Below are 21,519 nucleotides of genomic sequence, written 5' to 3'. Positions count from 1 at the left end.
GCTGACCACCCGCCTGTTCCGACCTTCCGCTCGGCGGGGCGCCCGCGGCCGATCGTGCGGCGCCCCGCATTCCTCGTCAAGGAGTCACCGTGTCCGACAACATCCTCGTCAACTTCGAGACCGTCCACCACGCGGCGGAGGAGGTGCGCGCCTCGGCCGGCCGCATCGACCACCTGCTGAACGACCTCAAGAGCGACGTCCAGAAGGTCTCCGGCAGCTGGCAGGGCGCCGCCCAGCAGGGCTACCAGACCTACCAGACCCAGTGGGACACCCGCGCCGCGGACCTGCAGAAGGTCTGCGCGCAGATCGCCACCTCGCTGGACAACGCGGCGACCAGCTACAAGACCACCGAGGACAACAACGCCAAGCTCTGGCAGTGACGACGCGTCCCCGGGCGGGGACGTGAGGGGGCGGGTACCCGGGCTCCGGGTGCCCGCCCCCGGTGCGCGGCAGGGGTGGACGACATGAGGGGTGGCAGGGTGTCCGGACGCGGGTACCGGAAGGCGGCCGCGGTGCTGGCCGCGCTCGCGGTGCTGGGCGGCCCGCTCGCGGCCCCGGCGGCGGCAGACGGCGGCCCCGGACTGGCCGCCGCGGGCGACTGCCCCAAGAACGCGCCCGACGTGCCGACCGTGCCGTGGTCGCTGCAGCGGCTGCTGCTGGACGAGCTGTGGCAGGGCGGGCGGACCACCGGCAGGGACGTGCTGGTCGCGGTCATCGACACCGGTGTGGACGACCAGAACCCGCAGCTGGCCGGCAAGGTCCTGGAGGGCCCCAGCCTGCTGGTCAACCGGGAGACCAAGGAGAAGGTCCCGGGCGGCTCCAAGGACGATCCGGTCGGCCACGGCACCAAGGTGGCCGGCATCATCGCGGCCGGGCGCAGCGACCGGACGGGCTTCGTCGGGCTCGCCCCCGACGCCCGGATCCTCTCGATCCGGCAGAACGACAGCGACGGCAACGGGGACGTCTCCACCCTCGTCCAGGCCGTCAACGAGGCGGTCCGGGCCAAGGCCAGGGTCATCAACATCTCCCAGGACGTCCGCGGCGCGGGCACCGCGGCGTTCGGCGGCTACAACGAGCTGAAGGCCGCGATCCAGGCCGCCGAGGACGGCGGCGCCGTGGTGGTCGCCTCCACCGGCAACGACGGCAAGGAGGGCGACACCTATCCGGGCGCCTTCCCGACCGTGCTCGCCGTCGGCGCCTCCGACCGCAACAACGAGCGCGCCCCGTTCTCCCAGTACGGCTCCTTCGTGAAGGTCGCCGCGCCCGGGGTCGACATGCTCTCCACCGTCCCGCGCGGAGGCCAGTGCGTGGACAACGGCACCAGCTTCGCCGCGCCGTACGTGTCCGGGCTCGCCGCGCTGCTGGTCGGCGCCCACCCGGACTGGAAGCCGGCCCAGGTGCGGGCCTGGATCGAGCAGACCGCGCAGCGCACCGAGCGCGGCCCGAACCGGTTCATCGGCTGGGGCGTGGTGGACCCGGTCCGCGCCGTCACCAAGGCGCCCGACGTCGCACCGGCGACCCCGGCCCCGGACGCCCCCGTCCAGCTGGCGGCGGCCCCGATCGTGCCGCAGCCGGTCGGCCTCGGCGAGACCCAGGCCGACCGCGACGGCCGCACCGCGACGTACGTGCTCGCCGCCGGGGCGCTGCTGGTCGCCCTGCTGATCGGCGGCGGCGTGGTGCTGCGGGACCACCGCCGCCGGTCCGCCGACTGACCGCTGCGTACGGCGGCCGACCGGTCCGTGTGCGCAGCACCCCTCCGGTGGCCGGAGGAGTCCCGTGGGGCGCCTGTAACACCGCGGGCCCCTCGGCGCATCCAAGAGGTGTCGGGGAGCGCGGGCAACGGGGGCGGTACGCATGGGGTGGACCAGGTCGGGCCGGGAGGCCAAGGACGCCGAGTTCCTGGAACTCGTCTCGGTCCGCACCGGCCACCTGTACCGCTCGGCCTGCCTGCTCACCAGCGGCGACACCCACTACGCCGAGGACCTCGTCCAGGAGGCCCTCAGCCGGATGTACGTGCTGTGGCGGCGCAGCGCCTGGACGGGCGGCCGGGACCGGATCGACAACCCGGCGGCCTACACCCACACCGTGATGGTGCGTACCTTCCTGGCCCAGCAGCGCCGCCGTTCCAGCTCCGAACGCCCCACCGGGGAGCTCCCCGAACCGGAGGGGCGGGAGACGGACAGCACCCTGCGGCTGACCCTGCTGGACGCCCTCGGCCGGCTGCCGGCCAAGGACCGGGCCGTCCTGGTGCTGCGCTACTGGGAGGACCGCAGCGTCGAGGAGACCGCCGAGGCGATGCGCGTCTCCTCCGGGGCGGTCCGCACCCGCACCACCCGGGCCCTGGCCCGGCTGCGCACCCTGCTCGGCGACTCGCTGGCCGAGCTCGCCGCGCGCTGACACCTCCCGCAGACCACTTCCCGCACACCACGTCCCGCAGACCGCGACGCAAGGAGACGGTGACCACGCATGTCCCGACCCGAAGAGTTCGAGGACGATCTTCTCTACGCCATGACCCGCACCGGTGAGGGCTTCCGCACCGAGCCGGCCGACCTGGTCGCGGGGGGCTACCGGCGCGGCCGGAGCCGCTGGCGCCGGCGCTCCACCGCCGCGGTGCTGGGCGGCGCGGCCGCGCTGGCCCTGGTGGGCACCGGCACGCTGTACCTCACCGGCTCCGCCGGCCCGGCGCCGGTGCGCGCGGCCGCCGCCCCGAGCCCGGCGGCCGGCAGCGGCTCCGGTACCCCCTCGGCGGCCCCCTCCGCGCCCGCGACCTCCGCCGCCTCCCCGGCGGTCAAGCCGGTCGGCGGCGACGAGGTGCTGGCCGCCTTCCAGGCCCTGCTGCCCAAGGGGCAGGTCACCGACGGGCGGGGCACCGGCACCGAGCCCGCCGACGGCAAGCCGTGGGGAGGCGGCGTCGCCGCCGGCGCCTCGCTGGTCTTCGACGACGGCAGGGGCAGGTCCGCGATGGGCATCTCGCTGGGCCGCCTGGGGGAGGGCGACCCGGGCCGGGCGGAGAACACCTGCCCGGACGGGAAGCTCGTCCCGTACGACGCCTGCACCACCACCACGCTGCCCGGCGGCGGCACGCTGACGGTGCTGCAGGGCTACGAGTACCCGGACAAGCGGGCCACCACCAAGTGGTGGAACGCCAAGCTGACCGGCGCGGACGGCCGCCAGATCGAACTGTCCGAGTGGAACTCCCCGGCGGAGAAGGGCTCGCCGGACAGCCGCCCGCAGCCCCCGCTGTCGGCTGAGCAGCTCAAGGCGGTCGTCACCGACGCGTCCTGGGACCGGGTGATCGCCGCGATCCCGGTGCCCGCGCCGGTCAAGCCGCGGGACACCAGCCACGAGTACGGCCAGGAGGAGATCCTCGCGATCGCCGCGAAGCTGCTGCCCGCCGGGCTGACCGAGGCGAAGACCGGCGGCCAGCCGGGCTACGCGAACTTCGTGGTCGACGACGGCAGGGGCGAGTCCCTGGTGGAGATCAACGTGCAGGACTGGAGCGGCGGCAAGAGCCCGGCCGGGGAGATCTTCGACGGCGTCGCGCCCCAGCCGGACGGCACCAAGGTGGTCGTCCGCAAGCAGGCCGGCAACCCGGCGGGCTGGATCGTCGACACCCTGCACGCGGACGGCCTGCGGGTGGTGGTCGCCGCGTACAACAGCGGCAGCCAGCGGACCAAGGCGACCCGCAGCACCGCGGCGCTGAGCGACGACCAGCTGAAGGCGATCGCCACCGCGGCGGTCTGGAAGCTCAAGAAGTAGTGCCGGACACGGCAGTGCCCCGGGCGGGGGAGCCCGGGGCACTGCCGTGGGGGGTGGGGGAGGTGGGGGTCAGGACTGCTGGTCCTCGGGGAGGCTGATCACCCAGCGGGTGTCCTGCCGGGGGCGCAGGTAGAACAGCCAGTAGAGGGTGGCGACGGCGGTGATGCCGCCGGTCCACAGCAGGGGCTCGGCGTCGAGCTGGGTCATCACGTAGACCAGGACGGCGATCAGCACCACCGGGACGGCCGGCCACAGCGGCATCCGCCAGGCGGGGGCGTGCTTGTGGTGGGCGCGGCGGGAGAGCAGCGCGGCGATCGCGACCAGCAGGTACATCCCGGTGACGGCGACACCGGTGATGTTGCTCAGCAGCTCGCCCTTGACGAAGCAGAGCGCGGCGCCGGGGAGGCCGACGGCCAGGGTGGCGATCCACGGGGAGCCGAACCGGCCCAGGGTGGCGAAGGCCTTGTTGACCGGCTCGGGCCAGGCCTTGTCGCGGGCGGAGGCGAACAGCACCCGGGAGTTCTGGATGACCATGACGATGCCGGCGTTGATGATGGCCAGCGCGACGCAGAGGCTGATGAAGGTGCCGACCGCGGAGTTGCTCCAGGCGGTGACCATGCCGGAGATGTCGCCCGAGGTGAGGGTCTGCAGGTCGGGGGCGCCGACGGTGATGGCGACGACCGGGACGAGGATGACCGCGGCGGAGATGCCGAGCGTCCAGAGCACGGTGCGCGAGACGTTGCGGCGGGGGTTCTCCAGCTCCTCGGAGAGGTAGACGGCGGTGGAGAAGCCCTGGGTGATGAACAGGGCGATGCCGAGCGCGCCGACGACGGCGCCGATGCTCACCGTGGTGGCGGTGCCGTCGTCCCCGCTGACGACGCCGTGCAGCAGGCTGGGGGCGCCGCTGTTGGCGTGGGCGAAGCCGAGGACCGAGACGACACCGGCGGCGATGACCTCCAGGACCAGGAAGATGCCGGTGATCCAGGCGTTGGCGCGCAGGTCGAGCAGGCCGGCCAGGGTGGCGGCGAGCATCACGGCGGCGCCGGTGATGGCCTTGTCGACGTGCAGCACGGGGGCGAGGTAGTCGGCGGTGCCGAGGGCGATGACCGAGGGGACGATCATCACCACGATCAGCGACAGCACGAAGACCAGCCAGCCCATCAGCCGGCCGGCCAGGGTGCCGACCATCGCGTACTCGCCGCCGGCGCTGGGGATCAGGGTGCCGAGCTCGGAGTAACAGAACGCGACGGCCACGCAGAGCACGGTGCCGATGGCGATGGCCAGGGCGGTGGCGCTGCCGATGCTGGAGAAGAGCTCCGGCACGATCACGAAGAGCGTGGAGGCCGGGGTGACGCACGACAGCGTGAGCAGCGTGCCGCCCACGACGCCGATCGAGCGCTTGAGCTGCTGGGGAGCGGCGCCCTCGGCCGCCGTGGCGGCTACGGTCTGTGGCGGGCGAAGCGTGTCGGTCATCTGGCTTCCGATCGGCTCTGTGCGGTCCTGGGGGTGGGAGCGGTATCGCCTCCGCTGGCTGGCTGCTCGGGTCCTTCGTCGGTCGCTCCCGGGGCGCAATGGAACCTTGGGCGTATTGATCGCGTCAACGCCGGAACTGCTTCGGAATCCGTTGCAGTACGGGGCATAAACATGCGATCTGATGATCGCTTTCAGTCATTGCGAGGTTTGTCCGCCTTGTTACCTCGGCCACATCGCGTGTGAATCCAAGGTGAACAGAGTGTTGAAGGCTGATATTCAAAGGCGTCGACCCGGGTGGACAGTGGTACGCCCAGGCACCTCCGACGTGTCCGGCGGCCCCCGCCCGGGGTGCGGGAACCGCAGCCCCGGCCCGGAAAGATCTAGGTAACGTTTCAGCACCTGGGACGCGGAGGGGCCGGACTCCCGGAGTCCGGCCCCTCTGCTCACCGTCCGTAGCCGGACCGCCGTCACGCCACCGGCAGCCAGCCGGTCTGGACCATCTGCCCGCCGGTCGCCCGGCGCGACACGAACACCCCGCGCCCCGGCGGCAGCGGCATCGGCCGGACCGCCCCCAGCAGCGCGCCCTCGTCCCGGTTCCCGGAGAGGATCACGCCCTGCCCGCCGAGCTCGCGCATCCGCTGCAGCACCGGCTCGTACAGCGAGCGCCCGGCGCCGCCCGCGCTGCGCGCCACGATCACCCGCAGGCCGATGTCCCGCGCGAACGGCAGGAACTCGGCCAGCGGCGCCAGCGGGTTGCCCGAGCTCGTCGCGACCAGCTCGTAGTCGTCCACGATCACGAACATGTCCTTGCCGCTGTACCAGCTGCGGTTGCGCAGCTGCTCGGCGGTCACGTCCGGGCCGGGCAGGCGGCGGGCGCAGGCCCCGCGCAGCATGTCCACGACGGACGCCATGGCCGGCTGCGCCGCCGCGTACTCCACCAGGTACTCCGACGGGACGGCGCCCAGCAGCGCGCGGCGGTAGTCGCCGACCACGATGCCCGCCTGGTCCGGCGTGTACCGCTCGGTGATCTGCTTGACCAGCATCCGCAGCAGCGCCGACTTCCCGGACTCGGTGTCGCCGAAGACGATGAACAGCGGATCGGTCTCGAAGTTCACGAAGGCCGGTGCCAGCTCGGCCTCGTCCACGCCGAACGCGACGCCGCGCTCCGGGTGCTCGAAGCCCTTCGGGAGCGCGTGCCCGTCCAGGACGGCCGGCAGCATCCGGACCTGCGGGGCGCGCGGCCCGCTCCAGGCCCCGTCGACGGCGGCCACCAGGCCGGCCACCCCGTCCTGCAGGTCGTCCACCGTGGAGGCCCCGTCCAGCCGCGGCAGGCCGGAGAGGAAGTGCAGCCGCTCCGGGGTGATGCCGCGCCCGGCCAGCGGCGGCACGTTCTGCGCCACCCGGCGGTCCACCTCGGACTCCATCGCGTCGCCGAGCTTCAGCTCGGTGCGGTTCTGCAGCAGGTCCTTCAGCGCCGGACGCACCTCCGCGTACCGCGCCGCGGTGATGATCAGGTGGACGCCGTAGCCGAGGCCGCGCTGGGCGATGTCGCCGATCACCGGCTCCAGCACCTCGAACTCCTGCTTGAAGGTGTTCCAGCCGTCGATCACCAGGAACACGTCGCCGAACGCCTCGTCCGGCAGCTGCCCGGCCGCGCGGCGCGCCCGGTACGTCCCGATGGTGTCGATCCCGGCGGCCCGGAACAGCTCCTCGCGCCGGTTCAGCACCCCGTGCACCTCGGAGACCATCCGGCGCACCTTGTCGACGTCCAGGCGCCCGGCGACCCCGCCGACGTGCGGCAGCCCGGCCAGCGACCGGAAGCTGCCCGCGCCGAAGTCCAGCAGGTAGAACTGCACCTCCAGCGGGGTGTGGGTGAGCCCGAACGAGGCGACGGTGGTGCGCACCACCGTCGACTTGCCCGAGCGCGGGCCGCCCACCACCAGGCCGTGGCCGGCCGCCCCCGCGTAGTCCACCTCCAGGATGTCGGTCTTCTGCTCCCGGGGCTTGTCCACGATCCCGATCGGCGCCCGCAGCCGGCCCATCGGGAAGCCGGGCGCGGTCAGGCCGCGCTCCGGCACCACCTGCAGCGGCGGCAGCAGGTGGTCCATGCTCGGCGCCTCCTCCAGCGGCGGCAGCCACACCTGGTGCGCGGCCGGGCCCTGGCCCGTCATCCGCTGCACGAACACGTCGAGCACGGTGTCGACCAGCGCGTCGTCCTGCTCCGGGGTCTGCGGCACCTCCTGCTCGGCCGCCGGCTCCGGCAGCTCCACCCGGGCCGCGGTGAACAGCACCGGTCGCGCGTTCACCCGGTGCCCGCCGGTCGACCGCTGCTGCCCCGGCGCCCGGTAGGGCCCGGAGACGTACGCGGCCTTGAACCGCTCCATCACGTCCTCGCCGAACTTGAGGTACCCGACGCCGGGCACCGGCGGCAGGTGGTACGCGTCCGGCACCCCGATCGCCGCCCGCGACTCGGCCGCCGAGAAGGTGCGCAGACCGATCCGGTAGGAGAGATAGGTGTCCAGACCGCGCAGCTTGCCCTCCTCCAGGCGCTGCGAGGCCAGCAGCAGGTGCACCCCGAGCGACCGGCCGATCCGGCCGATCTGGATGAACATCTCGATGAAGTCCGGCTTGGCGGTGAGCAGTTCGGAGAACTCGTCGATGATCAGCACCAGCGAGGGCAGCGGGTCCAGCGCCGCGCCGGCCGCCCGGGCCCGCTCGTACTCGTGGATGTTGGCGTAGTTGCCCGCCGAGCGCAGCAGCTCCTGGCGGCGGTGCAGCTCGCCCTCGATCGCGTCGCGCATGCGGTCGACCAGGGTGAGCTCGCCCTCCAGGTTGGTGATCACCGCGGAGGTGTGCGGCATGTCGGCCATGCCGGAGAAGGTCGCGCCGCCCTTGAAGTCGGCGAGGACGAAGTTGAGGATCTCCGAGGAGTGCGACATCGCCAGCGCCAGCACCAGGGTGCGCAGCAGCTCCGACTTGCCGGAGCCGGTCGCGCCGACGCACAGGCCGTGCGGGCCCATGCCCTCCAGCGCGGCCTCCTTGATGTCCAGGTACACGTGCTCGCCGTTGGCGCCGACGCCGATCGGCACCCGCATCCGCTCGTGCTGCGCGCGCGGGCGCCAGCTGCGGGTCACGTCGAAGGAGCCCGGGTCGCCCGAGTTCATCAGGTCGGTGAAGTCCAGGTTGGACAGCAGCGGCTCGTCGTCACCGCCGGCCGAGATCCGGTACGGCGCCAACTGGCGCGCCAGCGCCTCGGACTGCCAGACCGACAGGAGGTCCGGCTTGCCGGTGTACGTCGCCCCGGAGGCCGAGCGCAGCACCAGCTCCTGCGGGCCGACCGTCACCATCAGGTGCCCGCTCGGCTCGTCCAGGTCGCCCGGGACCACCTCGATGACGGTCACCCCCTGCACGCCCTCCGAGCCCGCCAGCAGCGAGTCGTGCGGCACCCCGGCACCGTCCATCACCACCACCAGGTGCGGCTGGTCGGCCACCGGGGAGGCGTCCCGGACGAACCGCTGGCGGCCGGCCAGCTCCTCCTGGAGCAGGTGCTCCAGCTCGCCCAGGTCGGTGGCGACCAGCCGGCGCGAGCCCGCGCCGTCGGCCTCCTTGCGGTGCTGGTTGTGCGGGAGCCACTTGGTCCACTCCCACTCCTCGGCGGCGCCCGGCGCCGCGGCCACCGCGACCAGCAGGTCGTCGGGGGAGTGCAGGGTGGTCAACTGGGCGATCATCGCGCGCACGTTGCCGTACACCGAGTCCGCGTCCCCGCAGACGGTGATGTGGTAGAAGGCGCGCAGCGACACCGCCAGGGGCAGGTCCTGCAGGGTGCCGTGAGCCTTGAGGAAGGAGTGCATGGCGGCCGAGGACAGCGGCTCCAGCTCGTCCATCGGAGCGGTCTGCGGGGCCACCAGCGGCGTGGACAGCTGCACCGGGCCCAGGCCCACCCGGATCTGGGCGAAGTCGCCGTCCCCGGTGCGGCGTTCCCAGAGCCGTCGGCCGTCCGCGACGATCGACCACAGCTGGTCCGGCGCGGGGTTCAGGAACAGCAGCGCGCCGCGCTGGCGCTCCGCGGTGCGGCGCACCTGGCGGCGCATCTGCTGCAGGTACTTGAGGTAGTCGCGGCGCTCGTCCGCCAGCGCGGTCGAGCCGCCCTTGCGGGCCCGCACGATCTGCGCCAGCACCATGCCGACCGTCGAGGCGATCATCAGACCGCCCATGATCTTCATCGGGGCCGCCGCGCCGGGCGCGAAGAAGAACACCGCGGAGCCGCCCATGCCGAGCATCGGCAGGATGCTCATCAGCCAGTCCTCGCCGCCCTGCCGGGGCAGTTCGGGAGGGCTCACCAGCTCCACCGGCTCGTCCGGCACCGCCGGCGGATAGGCCCTGGCCGGGCGCTTGACCGTGATCACACCCATGTGTCATCCACCCCGCGGCGTCGATCGATCACTTCGGCATCAGCCCTCACGCAACTGGACCCGCACGGCTCGTACGGGTTTCACCACGGGTGAGGACGCGCCTGCACGGCGCCGCCCCCGCTCCGCCGACCGCAGGTACCGGGTCGGGCCCGCCGCCCCGTACCGTGCGCAGGCGCCGATCCTAACGGTCGTCGCCGCCGCCCCCGCCAGGCCCCGCACCGGCCGCCGGCCCCGGCCCCGCGCCGCCGCCGGGCACGGAGCGAGCGGTAGGGTAACGCCGCGCCAACCGGCGGCCCGGCCGGGCCCGTTCACGGACGACCGGACGCCCGCGCAGCAGCCACACCGAGTGCCGCCGTGCCGCGGCACCGTCAACGAGGGGGAGCGCCCAGTGCGTCGAAGGATCGAGGTGCGGGCATGAGCGAGCAGCGCGGGCCCGTCGTCGGAGCACCCGCCGGGCGGAGCGGGGGGCGGGCATGAGCAGCGCCGCCGCGACCGGCTACTGCCGGGTCACCGTCGTCGCCCCGGACCGCCGGATCGACGTCGCCCTGCCCGAGGACGTCCCGCTCGCGGACGTCTACCCCGAGGTGCTCCGGCTGGCCAACCAGTCCCAGCCCGACGGCGCCCCGACCGGCTTCTACCTGGTCCGCCGGGACGGCACCGTCCTCGACAGCGGCCTGCCGCTCGCCGCCCAGCAGGTCCGCGACGGCGACCTGCTCGCGCTGCGCCCCTTCGCCGAGTCGCTCCCGCCGGCCGTCTACGACGACGTCGCCGACGCCATCGCCAGCGCCGTCGAGGCCGACCGCCGGTTCTGGAGCGCCGAGCTGATGCGGGCCTTCGGCCTGATCGGCGCCGGGCTCCTGCTCACCCTGCTGGGCTTCGCGCTCTGGTTCTCCGACCTGCGCCACGACATGCACGGCCTGCCCGGCGTCCTGGCCGGCGTCACCGCCGTCGTCCTCACCGCACTGGCCGGCGTCCGCGCCCGGGTCTACCAGGACGCCCACGCCGCCCTGGCGCTCGGCCTCGGCGCCCTGCCGCACGCCATGATCGGCGGCAGCGGGCTGATCGCCGTCACCCACCCGTGGGACGGCCCCGGCCGGCTCCAGTTCCTGGCCGGCTGCGTCACCGTCCTGGTCGTCGCCGTGCTGCTGGTCGGCCTGCTGCCCGAGCAGGACGCGGTGTTCGTCGCCGCCGCGCTGGTCGCCGCCGCCGGTGCGCTCGCCACCTTCGCCGCCGTCCTGCTGCCGGAGACCCCGGCGGGCCACATCGCCGCCGTCACCGGCGTCGCCGCGGTGGCCGCCGTCGGCTTCCTGCCCGGCCTGTCCGCCCGCTTCGCCCGGCTGCCCGTCGGCTTCAGCGCCCCCGGCCAGACGCGCACCCGCAGCCGCGACTACGACGAGGAGGCGGAGCGCGCCGAGGCCGTCCAGTACGAGCGGATCGCCCACCAGGCCCGCCGCGGCCACGAGGTGCTGGTCGGCCTGGTCGGCGGCTGCGCCGCGGTCGTGGTCGGCTCCTGCGCGGTGCTCGGCTTCACCGACCGGACCTTCCCCGAGCTGCTCGCGCTCGCCCTGGGGATCGCCACCATGCTGCGCGCCCGGCTGTTCCGCTACACCGCGCAGGTCTTCAGCCTCACCATCGCCGGGCTGCTCGGCCTCTCCCTGCTGATCGTCGGCCTGTCCCTGCACACCCCGCAGTACGTCCTGCGCGCCACCAGCGCCGCCCAGGTCGACCTGCGCACCGTCTGGCTGGCCGCCTCGATCGCGTTCGGTGCCGCGCTGCTCACCGCGATCGCCCTGGTGGTGCCCCGGCTGGGCGTCTCCCCGTTCTGGGGGCGCATCCTGGACCTGGTCGACAGCCTCACGCTGATCTCGCTGGTCCCGCTCGCGCTCGCCGTGCTGGACGTCTACCGGCTGGTCCGCGGCGCCACCGGCTGACCGGCCCGCACCCCTCCGCGGCCGCCCGCCCCGGCCCGCCGACCGGTGGCGTGGGCGGCACTGGTACGCTTGGCCTTCGAGCGCAGCCGTGTGTCCGCCCCCTTGGGTCGCAGACCGCCGGCCGCGCTCGTACGACACCGAGTTCTCACTGAGTCCTGTGCTGTCGACCAGGACCGCTCGGTAGACCCCGAAGGAGTTGCAGTGGCTCTCGCCTCTGACGTCAAGAAGCAGATCATCGCCGAGTTCGGCACCAAGGAGGGCGACACCGGCTCCCCCGAGGTCCAGGTGGCCATGCTCTCCCGTCGCATCTCGGACCTGACCGAGCACCTGAAGTCCCACAAGCACGACCACCACTCGCGCCGCGGCCTGCTGATCCTGGTCGGCCAGCGTCGCCGCCTGCTGCAGTACCTGGCCAAGAAGGACATCGAGCGCTTCCGTACGCTCGTCGACCGCCTGGGCATCCGTCGTGGTGCCGCCGGCGGCGCCCGCTAAGACCGCCGCTCGGGGCGGCTCCCCACACCGGGGAGCCGCCCCTCGCGCGTATGCCGCGGTGTTCGAACCGCGGCGCCCGGACATAACAACTCGCGCGCACCTCCCCGGGTGCCCGAGGATTGCACCGTAGGGTTGTGGGCATGCCGGGTGATGGCGCACCAGCGCGCCACCCGGGCACAAGGACCCGAACCCCCGCGGGCCGAAGGCTTCAAACGGAAGCCGCCCGCATCCGAGAGAGCGTCCAGACGCGGACCGCCCGCCCCGGCCCGGCAGCCGTGAGGCGCCGGTCCTCGGTAGTGGCCCCCGGAAACCCCGCCGGACGAGCGGGGAGCCCCGGAGGCTTCGATCGAAGACCGGCCCGACTGCCGGCTTCCCTGACGGGAGGACCCGGTCGGCCGGCAGGCAGTACGCGGGGACGCTCTCCCGGAGACGTACGAAAGAGGAGATCTTCCAGGTGGAAGAGAACGTGTTCTACGCCGAGGCCGTGATCGACAACGGCTCCTTCGGCACCCGTACCATCCGCTTCGAGACCGGCCGCCTGGCCCGTCAGGCCGCCGGCTCCGCCGTGGCCTACCTGGACGACGACACCATGGTGCTGTCGGCCACCAGCGCGTCCAAGCAGCCGAAGGAGCACTTCGACTTCTTCCCGCTGACCGTGGACGTCGAGGAGCGGATGTACGCCGCGGGCCGCATCCCCGGCTCGTTCTTCCGTCGCGAGGGCCGGCCCTCCGAGGACGCGATCCTCACCTGCCGCCTGATCGACCGCCCGCTGCGTCCGTCCTTCGTCAAGGGCCTGCGCAACGAGGTCCAGGTCGTCGTCACCGTGATGGCGCTCAACCCCGACCACCTGTACGACGTGGTCGCGATCAACGCCGCCTCCGCCTCCACCCAGCTGGCGGGCCTGCCGTTCTCCGGCCCGATCGGTGGCGTCCGCGTCGCGCTGATCAAGGGCCAGTGGGTGGCCTTCCCGACCCACAGCGAGCTGGAGTCGGCCGTCTTCGACATGGTCGTCGCCGGTCGCGTCCTGCCGGACGGCGACGTCGCGATCATGATGGTCGAGGCCGAGGCCACCGACAAGACCATCAAGCTGGTCGGCGACGGTGCCGAGGCCCCGACCGAGGACGTCGTCGCGGCCGGTCTCGACGCCGCCAAGCCGTTCATCAAGGTCCTCTGCGCCGCCCAGTCGCAGCTCGCCGCCCAGGCCGCCAAGCCGACCGGCGAGTTCCCGGTCTTCCTGGACTACCAGGACGACGTCCTCGCCGCGCTGACCGCCGCCGTCAAGGACGAGCTCGCCCAGGCCCTGACCATCCCGGGCAAGCAGGAGCGCAACAACGAGCTGGACCGCGTCAAGGCGCTGGCCGCCGAGAAGCTGCTCCCCGAGTTCGAGGGCCGCGAGAAGGAGATCAGCGCCGCCTACAACGCGCTGACCAAGAAGATCGTCCGCGAGCGCGTCATCAAGGACAAGGTCCGCATCGACGGCCGCGGTGTCACCGACATCCGCACCCTGGCCGCCGAGGTCGAGGCCATCCCGCGCGTGCACGGCTCGGCCCTGTTCGAGCGCGGCGAGACCCAGATCCTGGGCGTCACCACGCTGAACATGCTGCGCATGGAGCAGCAGCTGGACACGCTCTCCCCGGAGACGCGCCGCCGCTACATGCACAACTACAACTTCCCGCCGTACTCGGTCGGCGAGACCGGCCGCGTGGGCTCGCCCAAGCGCCGCGAGATCGGCCACGGCGCGCTGGCGGAGCGGGCGATCATCCCCGTCCTGCCCTCGCGCGAGGAGTTCCCGTACGCCATCCGCCAGGTCTCCGAGGCGCTCGGCTCCAACGGGTCCACCTCGATGGGCTCGGTCTGCGCCTCCACCATGTCGCTGCTGAACGCCGGTGTGCCGCTGAAGGCCGCCGTCGCCGGCATCGCCATGGGCCTGATCTCCCAGGAGATCGACGGTGAGACCCACTACGTCGCGCTGACCGACATCCTGGGTGCCGAGGACGCGTACGGCGACATGGACTTCAAGGTCGCCGGTACCCGCAACTTCATCACCGCCCTGCAGCTGGACACCAAGCTCAACGGCATCCCGGCGTCGGTGCTCGCCGCCGCGCTGAAGCAGGCCCGCGACGCCCGCCTGCACATCCTCGACGTGATGAACGAGGCCATCGACTCCCCGGACGAGATGTCCCCGAACGCGCCGCGCATCATCACCATCAAGATCCCGGTGGACAAGATCGGCGAGGTCATCGGCCCCAAGGGCAAGATGATCAACCAGATCCAGGAGGACACCGGCGCCGAGATCACGATCGAGGACGACGGCACCATCTACATCGGTGCCGCCGACGGCCCGGCCGCCGAGGCCGCCCGCACCACGATCAACCAGATCGCCAACCCGACCATGCCGGAGGTCGGCGAGCGCTACCTGGGCACCGTGGTGAAGACCACGACGTTCGGCGCGTTCGTCTCGCTCATGCCGGGCAAGGACGGCCTGCTGCACATCTCGCAGATCCGCAAGCTGGCCGGCGGCAAGCGCGTCGAGAACGTCGAGGACGTCCTCGGCGTCGGCGCCAAGGTGCAGGTCGAGATCGCCGAGATCGACCCGCGCGGCAAGCTCTCCCTGATCCCCGTCATCGAGGGCGAGGAGGGCGGCGAGGCCGCTTCCGAGTGAAGCGCCGCTAGCTGACCCCTTGCGGCCCGTACGCCTCCCGGCGTGCGGGCCGCACCCTGTTGCCCCCGCGTTCGTCCGCGCGTTCCCGCGCGCGTTTCCTCTGGAGGTACCCCCCGTGGCTCAGGCCCCGGCGGCGAAGCAGCGCCCCGGCACCACCCGGACCCTGCTCAAGGGCGTCGACGGCGCCGGCACGGTGCGCCGCACCGTCCTCCCCGGCGGCCTGCGGGTCGTCACCGAAACCCTGCCGACGGTGCGCTCCGCGACCTTCGGCATCTGGGTCGGCGTCGGCTCGCGGGACGAGACCCCGCAGCTCAACGGCGCCACCCACTACCTGGAGCACCTGCTCTTCAAGGGCACCGAGCGGCGCAGCGCGCTGGACATCTCGGCGGCCCTGGACGCGGTCGGCGGCGAGATGAACGCCTTCACCGCGAAGGAGAACACCTGCTACTACGCCCGGGTCCTGGACACCGACCTGCCGCTGGCCATCGACGTGGTCTGCGACATGCTCACCGGCTCGCTGATCCGCCCCGAGGACGTCGACGCCGAGCGCGGCGTCATCCTCGAGGAGATGGCGATGGCCGAGGACGACCCGGGCGACGTCGTGCACGACCTCTTCGCCAGGGTGATCTACGGCAGCGGCCCGCTCGGCCGCCCGATCCTCGGCACCCAGGAGACCATCAAGGCGCTCACCCGGGACCAGATCGCCGGCTTCTACCACCGCCGCTACCGGCCCGAGAACCTGGTCGTCTCGGCGGCCGGCAACCTCGACCACCGCAAGGTCGTCAAGCAGGTCGAGCAGGCCTTCGCGCCGGTGCTGGCCCGCTCGGAGGCGGCCCCCGCCGAGGCCCGCCGCGGCGTCAAGGCGCTGCGCACGGCCGGCAAGGTCGAGGTGCTCAACCGCTCCACCGAGCAGGCCCACCTGGTGCTGGGCGTGCCCGGGGTGCCCCGGCACGACGAGCGCCGCTGGGCGATGGGCGTGCTCAACGCCGCCCTCGGCGGCGGGATGAGCTCCCGGCTGTTCCAGGAGGTCCGGGAGAAGCGCGGCCTCGCCTACTCGGTGTACTCGTACTCCTCCTCCTACGCGGACAGCGGCCTGTTCGGCATCTACGCCGGCTGCCAGCCCAAGCGGGTCGAGGAGGTGCTGCGGATCTGCCGCGCCGAGCTGGCGAAGGTGGTCGCCGAGGGCATCACCGAGGAGGAGCTGCAGCGCGCGATCGGCCAGATCTCCGGTTCCACCGTGCTCGGCATGGAGGACACCGGCTCGCTGATGAACCGGATCGGCAAGGCCGAGCTCAGCTACGGCCACCACCTGTCGGTGGACGAGATGCTGGGCCGGATCGCGGCCGTGACCCTGGACGACGTGCACGAGGTGGCCCGTGATGTGCTGGGCGCGTACCGGCCGTCGCTGGCGCTGATCGGCCCGGTCAACGACAGGCGGGCGGCCAAGCTCGCCGACCTGCTGGTGTGAGAGGACTACCGCTATGACGCTGCGTGTCGCCGTGATCGGCGCCCGGGGACGGATCGGCTCCGAGGCGGTCAAGGCGGTGGAGGCCGCTCCGGACATGGAGCTGGTCGCCACCCTCGGCCGCGGGTCGAAGCCGCAGGAGCTGACCGAGGCCGGTGCCCAGGTCGCCGTCGAGCTGACCCACCCGGACTCGGTGATGGGCAACCTCGACTACTGCCTGAACCACGGCATCCACGTGGTCACCGGCACGACCGGCTGGACCGACGAGCGGCTCGACACCGTCCGCGGCCTGCTGGCCGGGGCGCCGGAGCTCGGTCTGCTGATCGCGCCGAACTTCTCCATCGGTGCGATCCTCGGCATGAAGTTCGCCCAGACGGCGGCCCGGTACTTCGAGTCGGTCGAGGTGGTCGAGCTGCACCACGACCGCAAGGCCGACGCCCCCAGCGGCACCGCCACCCGCACCGCGCAGCTGATCGCCGCGGCCCGCGCCGAGGCCGGCCGGCCGCCCCAGCAGGACCCGACCACCCACGGCCTGCCCGGCGCCCGCGGCGCCGACGTGGACGGGGTGCCGGTGCACGCCGTCCGGCTGCGCGGCCTGCTCGCGCACCAGCAGGTGATGTTCGGCGACACCGGTGAGACGCTGACCATCCGGCACGACTCGCTGCACCACAGCAGCTTCATGCCGGGCATCCTGCTGGGCGTCCGCAAGGTCGTCGACCACCCGGGGCTGACCTTCGGCCTCGAGCACTTCCTGGACCTGTGACCGTGCCGATCCCCAGGAGCGCGTCATGACCTCCCGTACCGGCTTCTTCGTCCTGTCCGGCGTGCTGCTGCTGGTCGCCCTGATCTGCGTGGGGGAGGGCGTCCAGCTGGTCGCCACCGGCAAGCCGCTCGGCATCGGCATCGGGGTGTGCGCCTTCGTGATCCCGGTGATCGGCGTCTGGTTCCTGCGCCAGACCGTCCGCTTCGGCCGGGCCAGCGAGCTGCTCGCCCGGCAGCTCGAGGCCGAGGGCGGCCTGCCCGTGGACGAGCTGGTGCGCACCGGGGGCGGGCGGATCGACCGTGCCTCGGCCGACGCGGTGTTCGCCCGGCGCCGGACGGAGGCGGAGGCCTCGCCGGCCGACTGGCGGGTCTGGTTCCGCCTCGCGGTGGCGTACGCCGACGCCGGTGACACCCCGCGGGCCCGCAAGACCATGCAGCACGCCATCAGGCTGCACAGCACCGATCCCGCAAGGAGCAACGCGTGAGCGACGAAGCGCCGGTCCCCGGCTTCCGCAGCGACGTCACGGTGGAGCTGGTCCGCAGTGCCGCCGCCGACTCGGACGTCATCTGGGCGGCCCGGGTCTCGACCGCGGGGGAGCAGTCCCTGGAGGCGGTGCGGGAGGACCCGGAGAAGTCCGCGGGCCTGATCAACTTCCTGATGCGGGACCGGCACGGCACGCCCTTCGAGCACAACTCGATGACCTTCTTCATCAGTGCGCCGATCTTCGTGTTCCGCGAGTTCCACCGGCACCGCAGCGGCTGGTCGTACAACGAGGAGTCCGGCCGCTACCGCGAGCTGCAGCCGGTCTTCTACGTCCCGGCGGAGGAGCGCAAGCTCGTCCAGCAGGGCCGCCCGGGCCGCTACGAGTTCGTCGAGGGCACCCCGGAGCAGCACCGCACCACCACGGAGGCGATGGAGGCGGCGTACCGCGAGTCCTACGCCCGCTACCGGGAGATGCTGGCGGCCGGCGTGGCCCGCGAGGTGGCCCGCGCGGTGCTGCCGGTCGGCCTGTTCTCCTCGATGTACGCGACCTGCAACTCCCGCTCGCTGATGCACTTCCTGTCGCTGCGGACCAAGCGGGAGAACTCGGCGGTGCCGTCCTTCCCGCAGCGCGAGATCGAGATGGTCGCCGAGCAGATGGAGCAGGAGTGGGCGAGGCTGATGCCGCTCACCCATGCGGCCTTCGAGAAGCACGGCCGGGTCGCCCCCTGACCTGGGGCGATGGGCATATGGCCTGAGTGTCTGGCATGTCTGGATTGCGGCTTTTCTGGCCGCTCCCTACATTCGTGAACACGGATCCCGGTGCTGCCCGAACCCCCGAGCGGGCAGCACCGGGATCCCACCCCTCCGCCGTTCCCCCCGCCCGGCCCCGTCCGGCCGCCGCCCGTTTCGGCCGCTCACGGCACCTGCCCGATGTCCGAACCCTGGACCGGTGTGGGTACCGCCCCACCGCCTACGAGTAGCTTTGGACGCATGGCTCCGACCTCCACCCCCCAGACGCCCTTCGGCCGGGTCCTGACCGCGATGGTCACCCCGTTCACCGCCGACGGCGGACTCGACCTCGACGGCGCCCAGCGCCTCGCCACGCACCTCGTCGACTCCGGCAACGACGGTCTCGTCGTCAACGGCACCACCGGTGAGTCCCCGACCACCAGCGACGCCGAGAAGGCCCAGCTCGTCCGCGCCGTGGTGGAGGCGGTCGGGGACCGTGCCCACGTGGTCGCGGGCGTCGGCACCAACGACACCCACCACAGCGCCGAACTGGCCCGCCAGGCCGAGGCCGCCGGAGCCCACGGCCTGCTGGTCGTCACCCCGTACTACAGCAAGCCCCCGCAGGAGGGCCTGTACCGGCACACCGTGCACATCGCCGACGCCACCGGCCTGCCGGTCATGCTCTACGACATCCCGGGCCGCAGCGGCGTCGCGCTCTCCCACGAGACGCTGGTCCGCCTCGGCGAGCACCCGCGGATCGTCGCCAACAAGGACGCCAAGGGGGACCTCGGCGCGGCCTCCTGGGCCATCGCCCGTTCCGGCCTCGCCTGGTACTCCGGCGACGACGTCCTCAACCTGCCGCTGCTCTCCGTCGGGGCCGCCGGTGTGGTCAGCGTCGTCGGGCACGTGGTGGCCGGCGAACTGCGTGCGATGATCGACGCGTACCTGTCCGGCGATGTGGCCAAGGCCACTGCGATCCACCAGAGCCTGCTCCCGGTGTTCAGCGGTATGTTCCGCACGCAGGGCGTCATCCTCACCAAGGCGGCACTGGGGCTCCAGGGCCTCCCGGCCGGCCCGCTGCGGCTGCCCCTGGTCGGTGCGACTCCCGAGGAGATCGCGCAATTGACGAAGGATCTCGCCGCCGGCGGGGTACACCTGTAGCAGACACAGACGTGCGCGCCCCGGCTCGCCGGACCCTCACGGGCCCGCCGCTGGACCGGACCGAAGGCGCGAGAGCACAGACCCGGTAGGAAAACGACACTGAGAACGCACGCCATATGTCTCCAGGGGAGGACCCTGGACATATGGCGTGCGTCGTGAGGAGAGTCTTTTGAGTCACCCGCATCCCGAACTCGGCGCGCCCCCCGCCCTGAAGGAGGGCGCCCTCCGCATCACTCCGCTCGGCGGCCTCGGCGAGATCGGCCGCAACATGACGGTCTTCGAGTACGGGGACCGCATCCTGATCGTCGACTGCGGCGTCCTCTTCCCCGAGGACGAGCAGCCCGGTGTGGACCTGATCCTCCCGGACTTCAGCTACATCCGGGACCGCCTCGACAAGATCGACGGCATCGTCCTCACCCACGGCCACGAGGACCACATCGGCGCCGTACCGTTCCTCCTGCGGGAGAACCCGGACATCCCGCTGATCGGCTCGAAGCTGACCCTCGCCCTGATCGAGGCCAAGCTCGCCGAGCACCGCATCCGGCCGTACGTGCTGGAGGTGAAGGAGGGCCAGCGCGAGCGCATCGGTCCCTTCGACTGCGAGTTCATCGCGGTCAACCACTCCATCCCGGACGCCCTCGCGGTCGCGGTCCGCACCCCCGCGGGCATGGTCGTCGCCACCGGCGACTTCAAGATGGACCAGCTGCCGCTCGACGGCCGCCTCACCGACCTGCCGACCTTCGCCAAGCTGGCGGAGGAGGGCATGGACCTGCTGCTGGTGGACTCCACCAACGCCGAGGTCCCCGGCTTCATCCCGCACGAGCGGGACATCTCGGCCGCGCTGCGGAACGTGTTCGCCAACGCCGACAAGCGCATCATCGTCGCCTCCTTCGCCAGCCACGTGCACCGCATCCAGCAGGTGCTGGACGCCGCGCACGAGTACAAGCGCAAGGTCGCCTTCGTCGGCCGCTCGATGGTCCGCAACATGGGCATCGCCCGCGACCTCGGATACCTCAAGGTCCCCGGCAACATGGTCGTCGACGTCAAGCAGCTGGACGACCTGCCGGACAAGGAGGTCGTGCTGATCTGTACCGGCTCGCAGGGCGAGCCGATGGCCGCGCTGTCCCGGATGGCCAACCGCGACCACCAGATCCGCATCGTCGAGGGCGACACCGTCGTCCTGGCCTCCTCGCTGATCCCGGGCAACGAGAACGCCGTCTACCGGGTCATCAACGGCCTGACCCGCTGGGGCGCCAAGGTCGTGCACAAGGGCAACGCCAAGGTGCACGTCTCGGGCCACGCCTCGGCCGGCGAGCTGCTGTACTTCTTCAACATCTGCAAGCCGCGCAACCTGATGCCCGTCCACGGCGAGTGGCGGCACCTGCGCGCCGCCGCCGACCTGGGCATCGCCACCGGTGTGCCGCGCAACCGCGTGGTCATCGCCGAGGACGGCGTCTGCGTCGACCTCGAGAGCGGCGTCGCCCGCATCGTCGGCAAGGTGCAGGCCGGGTACGTCTACGTGGACGGTGCCTCGGTCGGTGACATCACCGAGGCCTCGCTGAAGGACCGCAGAATCCTCGGCGAGGAGGGCTTCATCTCGGTCTTCGTCGCGGTCGACTCGGCCAACGGCAAGATCGTGGGCGGCCCGACCATCCAGGCCCGCGGTTCCGGCATCGAGGACAGCGCGTTCGCGCCGGTCGTCGCCAAGCTCCAGGAGGCCCTGGACCGCTCGGCGAGCGACGGCGTCCTGGAGCCGCGCCAGGTCCAGCAGCTGGTCCGCCGGACCATCGGCAAGTGGGTGGCGGACAACTACCGCCGCCGGCCGATGATCCTCCCGGTCGTCGTCGAGGTCTGATGCCGTGAGGGCCTGGTCCCTGGCCCGGGCCGGCTCCTGAGGGGTGCCACCCCGCAGGAGCGGGCCAGGCCGGTCCCGGTTTGACGTGGGGCAGCCCGGTGCGTAATGTTCTCCGGGTTGCCCCACGGGACGGCCCCGCCGGAAGTTCTCGAATATGAATTCGGGAATGACCGCGGAAAACGGCCCGGAAAACTCTGGTAGAGTTCGGGAGCGCCGAAAGGCAAAAAGCCAGTCGGGTGAATGAAACTCCGGGAAAACGGAGCGGAAAACATCTGATAAGCTGGAAACACGAAAGAACGAAGCGCCCGGAGGGCCTGCTGGAAGGCAGACCGAA

At 72.3% G+C, this 21,519-nt stretch carries 15 protein-coding genes; 13 read left to right on the top strand and 2 right to left on the bottom strand.

Features of this window, described 5'->3' with window-relative positions; genetic code table 11:
* The first annotated feature begins 89 nt into the window (after positions 1-89).
* From AB0N04_RS31550 to AB0N04_RS31535, 4 genes are all read left to right on the top strand, one after another.
* The gene (locus AB0N04_RS31550) at positions 90-380 is read left to right on the top strand and encodes a WXG100 family type VII secretion target (RefSeq protein WP_360214417.1); all 291 of its coding nucleotides are present in this window, start codon (positions 90-92) and stop codon (positions 378-380) included.
* Positions 381-479: 99 nt separating this feature from the next.
* A complete protein-coding gene (gene mycP / locus AB0N04_RS31545; RefSeq protein ID WP_360214415.1) occupies positions 480-1,712 on the top strand; it encodes a type VII secretion-associated serine protease mycosin in 1,233 nt (410 codons plus the stop codon).
* Positions 1,713-1,854: 142 nt separating this feature from the next.
* Entirely contained in the window at positions 1,855-2,397 is a 543-nt protein-coding gene (locus AB0N04_RS31540; RefSeq protein ID WP_360214413.1) for a SigE family RNA polymerase sigma factor, read from the top strand.
* Positions 2,398-2,466: 69 nt separating this feature from the next.
* Complete coding sequence (locus tag AB0N04_RS31535; RefSeq protein WP_360214411.1) at positions 2,467-3,759, top strand: hypothetical protein; 1,293 nt, start codon at positions 2,467-2,469, stop codon at positions 3,757-3,759.
* 69 nt (positions 3,760-3,828) lie between these two features.
* Here AB0N04_RS31535 and AB0N04_RS31530 read toward each other — a convergent pair whose 3' ends face one another.
* Both AB0N04_RS31530 and eccCa read right to left on the bottom strand, forming a co-directional pair.
* Positions 3,829-5,232, bottom strand: coding sequence for an APC family permease (locus AB0N04_RS31530; RefSeq protein WP_360214409.1), 1,404 nt, complete (start codon positions 5,230-5,232; stop codon positions 3,829-3,831).
* 467 nt (positions 5,233-5,699) lie between these two features.
* A complete protein-coding gene (gene eccCa, locus AB0N04_RS31525; protein ID WP_360214407.1) occupies positions 5,700-9,644 on the bottom strand; it encodes a type VII secretion protein EccCa in 3,945 nt (1,314 codons plus the stop codon).
* A 473-nt stretch (positions 9,645-10,117) separates the two neighbouring features.
* On the opposite strand from eccCa, the gene eccD reads away from it, so the two are divergent.
* From eccD to AB0N04_RS31480, 9 genes are all read left to right on the top strand, one after another.
* The gene (gene eccD / locus AB0N04_RS31520; RefSeq protein ID WP_360214405.1) at positions 10,118-11,575 is read left to right on the top strand and encodes a type VII secretion integral membrane protein EccD; all 1,458 of its coding nucleotides are present in this window, start codon (positions 10,118-10,120) and stop codon (positions 11,573-11,575) included.
* Positions 11,576-11,776: 201 nt separating this feature from the next.
* Positions 11,777-12,067: a 30S ribosomal protein S15 gene (gene rpsO / locus AB0N04_RS31515; protein WP_360214403.1), complete on the top strand. Its 291-nt coding sequence runs from the start codon at positions 11,777-11,779 to the stop codon at positions 12,065-12,067.
* Between the two features lie 454 nt (positions 12,068-12,521).
* Positions 12,522-14,729, top strand: coding sequence for a polyribonucleotide nucleotidyltransferase (locus AB0N04_RS31510; protein WP_360214402.1), 2,208 nt, complete (start codon positions 12,522-12,524; stop codon positions 14,727-14,729).
* Positions 14,730-14,844: 115 nt separating this feature from the next.
* Positions 14,845-16,197 (top strand): pitrilysin family protein, encoded by a 1,353-nt coding sequence (locus tag AB0N04_RS31505; RefSeq protein ID WP_360214400.1) that lies wholly within the window; start codon positions 14,845-14,847, stop codon positions 16,195-16,197.
* A gap of 13 nt (positions 16,198-16,210) precedes the next feature.
* Complete coding sequence (gene dapB / locus AB0N04_RS31500; protein WP_360214398.1) at positions 16,211-16,957, top strand: 4-hydroxy-tetrahydrodipicolinate reductase; 747 nt, start codon at positions 16,211-16,213, stop codon at positions 16,955-16,957.
* Between the two features lie 25 nt (positions 16,958-16,982).
* The gene (locus tag AB0N04_RS31495) at positions 16,983-17,441 is read left to right on the top strand and encodes a tetratricopeptide repeat protein (protein ID WP_360214396.1); all 459 of its coding nucleotides are present in this window, start codon (positions 16,983-16,985) and stop codon (positions 17,439-17,441) included.
* Positions 17,438-18,169, top strand: coding sequence for an FAD-dependent thymidylate synthase (gene thyX, locus AB0N04_RS31490; RefSeq protein WP_360214394.1), 732 nt, complete (start codon positions 17,438-17,440; stop codon positions 18,167-18,169). Before AB0N04_RS31495 ends, thyX begins: the two co-directional genes overlap by 4 nt.
* Positions 18,170-18,430: 261 nt before the next feature.
* The gene (gene dapA, locus AB0N04_RS31485) at positions 18,431-19,330 is read left to right on the top strand and encodes a 4-hydroxy-tetrahydrodipicolinate synthase (protein ID WP_360214392.1); all 900 of its coding nucleotides are present in this window, start codon (positions 18,431-18,433) and stop codon (positions 19,328-19,330) included.
* A 169-nt stretch (positions 19,331-19,499) separates the two neighbouring features.
* Complete coding sequence (locus tag AB0N04_RS31480; RefSeq protein ID WP_360214390.1) at positions 19,500-21,185, top strand: ribonuclease J; 1,686 nt, start codon at positions 19,500-19,502, stop codon at positions 21,183-21,185.
* The last annotated feature ends 334 nt before the right edge of the window (positions 21,186-21,519 follow it).

The sequence above is a fragment of the Kitasatospora sp. NPDC051702 genome (assembly GCF_040681575.1).
Lineage (GTDB): Bacteria > Actinomycetota > Actinomycetes > Streptomycetales > Streptomycetaceae > Kitasatospora.
This window is presented reverse-complemented; position numbering and strand designations above follow the sequence as displayed.

What these genes read in the sequence shown, in the direction of transcription:
- AB0N04_RS31540 (WP_360214413.1), top strand. Translation starts at nt 1,855, where the DNA reads ATGGGGTGGACCAGGTCGGGCCGGGAGGCCAAGGACGCCGAGTTCCTG.
- AB0N04_RS31535 (WP_360214411.1), top strand. Translation starts at nt 2,467, where the DNA reads ATGTCCCGACCCGAAGAGTTCGAGGACGATCTTCTCTACGCCATGACC.
- AB0N04_RS31530 (WP_360214409.1), bottom strand. Translation starts at nt 5,232, where the DNA reads ATGACCGACACGCTTCGCCCGCCACAGACCGTAGCCGCCACGGCGGCC.
- eccCa (WP_360214407.1), bottom strand. Translation starts at nt 9,644, where the DNA reads ATGGGTGTGATCACGGTCAAGCGCCCGGCCAGGGCCTATCCGCCGGCG.
- eccD (WP_360214405.1), top strand. Translation starts at nt 10,118, where the DNA reads ATGAGCAGCGCCGCCGCGACCGGCTACTGCCGGGTCACCGTCGTCGCC.
- dapB (WP_360214398.1), top strand. Translation starts at nt 16,211, where the DNA reads ATGACGCTGCGTGTCGCCGTGATCGGCGCCCGGGGACGGATCGGCTCC.
- AB0N04_RS31495 (WP_360214396.1), top strand. Translation starts at nt 16,983, where the DNA reads ATGACCTCCCGTACCGGCTTCTTCGTCCTGTCCGGCGTGCTGCTGCTG.
- dapA (WP_360214392.1), top strand. Translation starts at nt 18,431, where the DNA reads ATGGCTCCGACCTCCACCCCCCAGACGCCCTTCGGCCGGGTCCTGACC.